The sequence below is a fragment of the Kineococcus glutinatus genome (genome assembly GCF_039542765.1).
Taxonomy (GTDB): Bacteria; Actinomycetota; Actinomycetes; order Actinomycetales; family Kineococcaceae; genus Kineococcus_A; species Kineococcus_A glutinatus.
Genome location: NZ_BAABIL010000319.1, coordinates 1 through 4,394, shown reverse-complemented (window position 1 = coordinate 4,394; position 4,394 = coordinate 1). Strand labels below are relative to the sequence as shown.

At 78.6% G+C, this 4,394-nt stretch carries 5 protein-coding genes; 2 read left to right on the top strand and 3 right to left on the bottom strand.

The window, feature by feature from the left end:
- Positions 1 to 14: 14 nt before the first annotated feature.
- On the bottom strand, positions 15 to 635 hold the full coding sequence (locus ABEB16_RS12365) for a hypothetical protein (RefSeq protein WP_345712549.1): 621 nt from the start codon (positions 633 to 635) through the stop codon (positions 15 to 17).
- Between the two features lie 204 nt (positions 636 to 839).
- On the opposite strand from ABEB16_RS12365, the gene ABEB16_RS12360 reads away from it, so the two are divergent.
- Both ABEB16_RS12360 and ABEB16_RS12355 read left to right on the top strand, forming a co-directional pair.
- Positions 840 to 2,495, top strand: a complete 1,656-nt coding sequence (locus tag ABEB16_RS12360) for a sensor histidine kinase (protein WP_345712548.1) — start codon at positions 840 to 842, stop codon at positions 2,493 to 2,495.
- Positions 2,492 to 3,166, top strand: coding sequence for a response regulator (locus ABEB16_RS12355; RefSeq protein ID WP_345712547.1), 675 nt, complete (start codon positions 2,492 to 2,494; stop codon positions 3,164 to 3,166). Before ABEB16_RS12360 ends, ABEB16_RS12355 begins: the two co-directional genes overlap by 4 nt.
- A 12-nt stretch (positions 3,167 to 3,178) precedes the next feature.
- On the opposite strand, the gene ABEB16_RS12350 is transcribed toward ABEB16_RS12355, so the two are convergent.
- Positions 3,179 to 3,598: a pyridoxamine 5'-phosphate oxidase family protein gene (locus ABEB16_RS12350; RefSeq protein WP_345712546.1), complete on the bottom strand. Its 420-nt coding sequence runs from the start codon at positions 3,596 to 3,598 to the stop codon at positions 3,179 to 3,181.
- A 4-nt stretch (positions 3,599 to 3,602) separates the two neighbouring features.
- The coding region (locus tag ABEB16_RS12345) for a universal stress protein (RefSeq protein ID WP_345712545.1) at positions 3,603 to 4,394 on the bottom strand (792 nt) is incomplete at its 5' end.

Genomic DNA, 4,394 nt, shown 5'->3' with positions numbered 1-4,394 from the left:
CGCGCGGCCCGGGATCAGGACCTGGCCCCGCCACCCGCCGGGAGCGCCCCGGCCCGCGCCGGCAGGTCGCGCCCCGGCGTTCGCCGGTCCCCGGGCACGGCCAGCAGCGCCAGCCCCACGTACACGGCGGCCTCGGCGTAGCCCGGGTGCGCCCACCGGGGTGCGATCGCACCGATCGCGACGGCGAGCGGCAGGAGCAGCAGCGGCGCGGCCATCAGCGCGCCCGCCGCCGCGGCACCCGGCACCCGCAGCAGCGCCAGCCCCAGGACCGCACCGACGAGGAAGAGCAGGGCGAACGCCGCGCCGGCGGGGACCTCGAACACGGCGGGCGGGGTCCCGACGACGGCGCTCGCGGCGAAGGCGACGGCGAGCACCGCCAGCGCCGCGGTGAGCAGCCACCGCAGCGCGCGCCGGAACCGGGAACCGGCGTCGACGGCACCACCGGCGCGGACGAGCGCCGCGGCGAGCAGCCCGTAGGCCGCGGCGTGCACGGCGTCGACGGTCGACGCCCACCACCGCGCCGAGGCGTCGTCGATGAGGTTGTCCCCGGTGGTACCGAGGACCACGGCATCCCCCACGGCGATGGCGGAGGTGCAGACCGCTGCGGTGAGCGCGGCCCGTGCAAGTCCGTTCACGATCGTCTCCTGCGTCCGGGACGGCGGGCCCGGAGCCGGCCGTCGGTCCTGCCGACGCTAGGAAGCGGCGGCCCGGTGCGCCTCGGCCGCAGCGCAGCTCCGCGCAGGTGCCCCGGGACGGAACCGGCCTCCTCCTCGAGGAGGAGGCGCACCCGTTCTGCGAGCAGGACGCGGGGGGCGGGCGGCGCTGGCTATCGTCGGGGGATGAGGGCCCGGAGCGAGCACGCTCTGGTCGCGGGCGCATCGGTCGCGGTCGCCACCGCCGGCGTCGCGCTCGACCCGTCCGCCTCCGCGCCGTGGGACCTGCTCTTCGGGGCCTGCCTGTTCTTCGGCCTCCTCACCCTGCTGCGGCTGGCGCTGCGGGCGGGCCGGCGGGCGCGGCACGAACGGCACCGGGCCCGCCGGCTGGCGCAGGTGTCCCCCGCGGAGAACGCGCGCCGGGCGGTGGCCCAGGAGGAGAGGCGGCTGGCCGCCGACGTCGAGGCCGTGGTCCGCTCGGCCGTGCTGCGGATGGCCTCCTCCGCCGACCGCGCGCTGCAGGAGTGGGAGCGGGACCCGCACCCGGCGCTGCGGGACGTGCAGGAGGAGGGGCAGCGCGCGACGGTCGAGCTGCGGCGCCTGCTGGGGCTGCTGCGCGAACCCGGCGACCCGGTCCCCGCAGCGGCACGACCGGCCGCCGCGGGAGCGATGCCCTCGCGGGGCGACGTGCTCGTGGCCGCCGCGGCGGTGCTGCTCGCCCTCGCCGAGTCCGCCGCCTACGGCGAGGAGGCCACCGGGGGGCCGCAGCCGGCGGCCTCGGTGGGGTTCACGGCGCTGGCGGCCAGCACGGTCGTCGTGCGCCGGACGCGGCCGTGGCTGGGGACGGCCGCCTGCGGCGCGGTCTTCCTCCTCGCCCACGCGGTCGGCTTCCCCGTCTCCTCCGGCCTCTGGACCCTGGTGACGCCGGGCGGCCTGGCCTGGGCGAGCACGGCCCGGCAGCGGCGCCTGCCGGTGGGGCTGACCGCGGTGGCGGTGCTGCTGACCGGCGTCGTCGTCTCGCTCGCCGCGCACGACCCGGCCAACGTCCGGATCGTCGTCGTGATCATCGTCGGCAGCGCCGTCGGGGGTCTCGCGGTCCGCGGCATGGACCGCAGCGAGCGCTCCGCCCGGCACCGCGCCGCGGAACGGGCCCAGCACCTGGAACGGGCCGCCGAGGAGGCGGTGCGCGCCCGGCGGCTCGGCGTGGCGCGCGACCTGCACGACCTCGTCTCCAGCGCCGTGGGCGTGATGGTGGTGCACTCCGGTGCCGCGGAGGCGCTGCGGGCCACCGACCCCGCTGCGGCCCGCGCCGCCCTCGACGTCGTCCGGCGCACCGCGGCGGAGACCGTCGGCGAGCTGGCCGCGCTGGCGGCGGTCACCGGCGGGGGGCGGTCCGGCGTCCCGCCCCCCGCCGGTGGGGTGGTGGAGCACGGGATGGCCGACGTCGAGGAGGTGGTGGAGCGGATGCGGGGCGCCGGCCTGACGATCTCCTTCACCGCGAACTCCGTCCCGCCACGGCCGGGGGGACCGTCGCTACCGCCCGCCGTCGCCGGCGCGGTGTACCGCACGGTGCAGGAGTCGTTGACGAACGCCGCGCGCCACGCGCCCGGCGCGGCGGTCACCGTCGTCGTCGGCGTCGGTCCGGACGCGGTCTGCGTGGACGTGGTGGACGACGGTCCGGGGCGCAGCCCGGTTCCTCGCCGCGGCTACGGGCTCGTGGGCATCTCCGAGCGCGTCGAACACCTCGGTGGTTCCCTGCACGCCGGTCCGGGGGACGACGGGAGGGGGTTCCGGGTGCGGGTCCGCGTGCCCCTGGGCGCAGCGCACGGGGTGGGGGCGTGAGCGCCGGGCTGCGCGTCCTGCTGGTCGACGACCACGACCTGCTGCGCGCCGGCCTCGTGGCCCTGCTGAGCGCCGCCGACGACATCACCGTGGTCGGGGAGGCCACCGACGGGCCCTCCGCCGTGCGTGCCGTGGCGCAGCTCGAGCCCGACGTGGTCCTGATGGACGTGCAGATGCCCGGCGGGGAGGGGATCACCGCGACCGGCCGGATCGTGTCGACCCGGCCGGCGACCAGGGTGCTGGTGCTGACCACCTTCGACCTCGACGACTACGTCTTCCGGGCCCTGCGGGCCGGCGCCTCCGGTTTCCTGCTCAAGACGGCGCCCCCGGCGGACCTCGTCCACGCCATCCGGGCCGGTGCCGCCGGCGAGCTCCAGCTCGCCCCCAGCGTCCTGCGGCGGCTGGTGGACAGCTACGTGGAGAACCCTCCTCCCGCCCAGCGCCCCCGCCCGCCCGGGCTGGACGAGCTGACCCCGCGGGAGCTGGACGTCCTGGGGGTCCTCGCGACGGGGGCGTCCAACGCGGAGATCGGCGCGCAGCTGCACCTGGCCGAGACGACCGTGAAGTCGCACGTGACGCACGTCCTCGCGAAGCTCCGGCTGCGCGACCGGGTGCAGGCCGTGGTCGTGGCCCACGAGCACGGCCTCGCCGGGCGGGGCGCCCGGCCGTGAGCGCCGCGGCCCTCAGCCCACGACCACCCCGCCCCGCAGCCGCCGCCCCGTGAGCAGCGCCAGGTCCAGCGCGAGCACCTGCTCGCGCGGCCCCGGCGCCCACGTGTCGAGGACCTCCTCCAGCGGGCCCGGCCCCGGCCAGCGCGCGAGCCGGGCCCGGCCGGAGACCGTCACGCTCCACCCGTCGCGGCGCCCGGCGTCGACGTGGTCGACGTGGAAGGCGATGACCGCGTCGCGCACCGCCCGCGCCAGGGCGGTGTCCGCGCCGGTGCGGAACCACAACCGGTCCCCGGCCACCGCGTAGTTCAGCGTCGCCACCGCCGGCAGGGCGCGCTCGGTGTAGACCGCGCGGCCGATGCCCCTGCGGCCCAGCAGCTCCCGGCACTCCCGCGCATCGAGCACCGGCACGCCCCCGGCCGCCTCGCGCACCACGACCTCACCCCCGCGGCTGCGGCACGACGGCCACGGGCAGCTGCGCGCCGTGCAGCACGGCGTGGCTCACCGACCCCAGCAGCAGGGACGCCAGGGCGCCGCGGCCGCGGGTGCCGACGACGAGCAACCGCGCCGCCGCGGCCGCGTCGAGCAGCGCCTCGGCCGGTCGGTGGTGCGCCACCAGCACCTGGCGCACCACCAGCTCCGGGTACCGGCCGCGCACCTCCTCGACGGCCCCGGTGAGCACGGCGGTGTGCTCGGCCTCCAGCGTCGAGCGGGCCGCGGCCATCGCCTCGTCGCAGACGTGGTCGGCCCAGGGGTCGAAGGGTTCCCAGGCGTGCACGACGACGAGCTCCTCCCCCAGCCGTCGCGCCTCGTCGGCGGCGAAACCCAGGGCGGTGGCCGCCGCGGGCGAGCCGTCGACGCCCACGACCACCCCCGAGGCACCGGCGCCGGGGGCGGCCGCGACCACGACCACCGGGCAGGGAGCGCTGGAGGCCACGGCGGCGCTCGTCGACCCCAGCCGCAACCCGGCCACCCCGCCGCCGCCGCGAGAACCCACGACGAGCAGCTCGGCGCCCTCCGCCTCGCGCAGCAGCCCGTGCCGGGCGCTGTCGTGGTCCAGGGCGGTGCGGACCTCCACGTCGGGGGCGGTGTCCCGGACCGCGCGGCGCGCGGCGGCCAGCACCTCCACCGCGTTCTCCTCCACGAACCGCACGTACTCGGCGGGCAGGTAGCCGCCGGCGGCCGTGACGGTGGCGACGGGCCGCACCGCGTGCACCAGGCGCAGCCCGCA

Bases quoted from the DNA above. Each gene is read 5' to 3' on its own strand.
- ABEB16_RS12360 (WP_345712548.1), top strand. From the start codon at position 840: ATGAGGGCCCGGAGCGAGCACGCTCTGGTCGCGGGCGCATCGGTCGCG.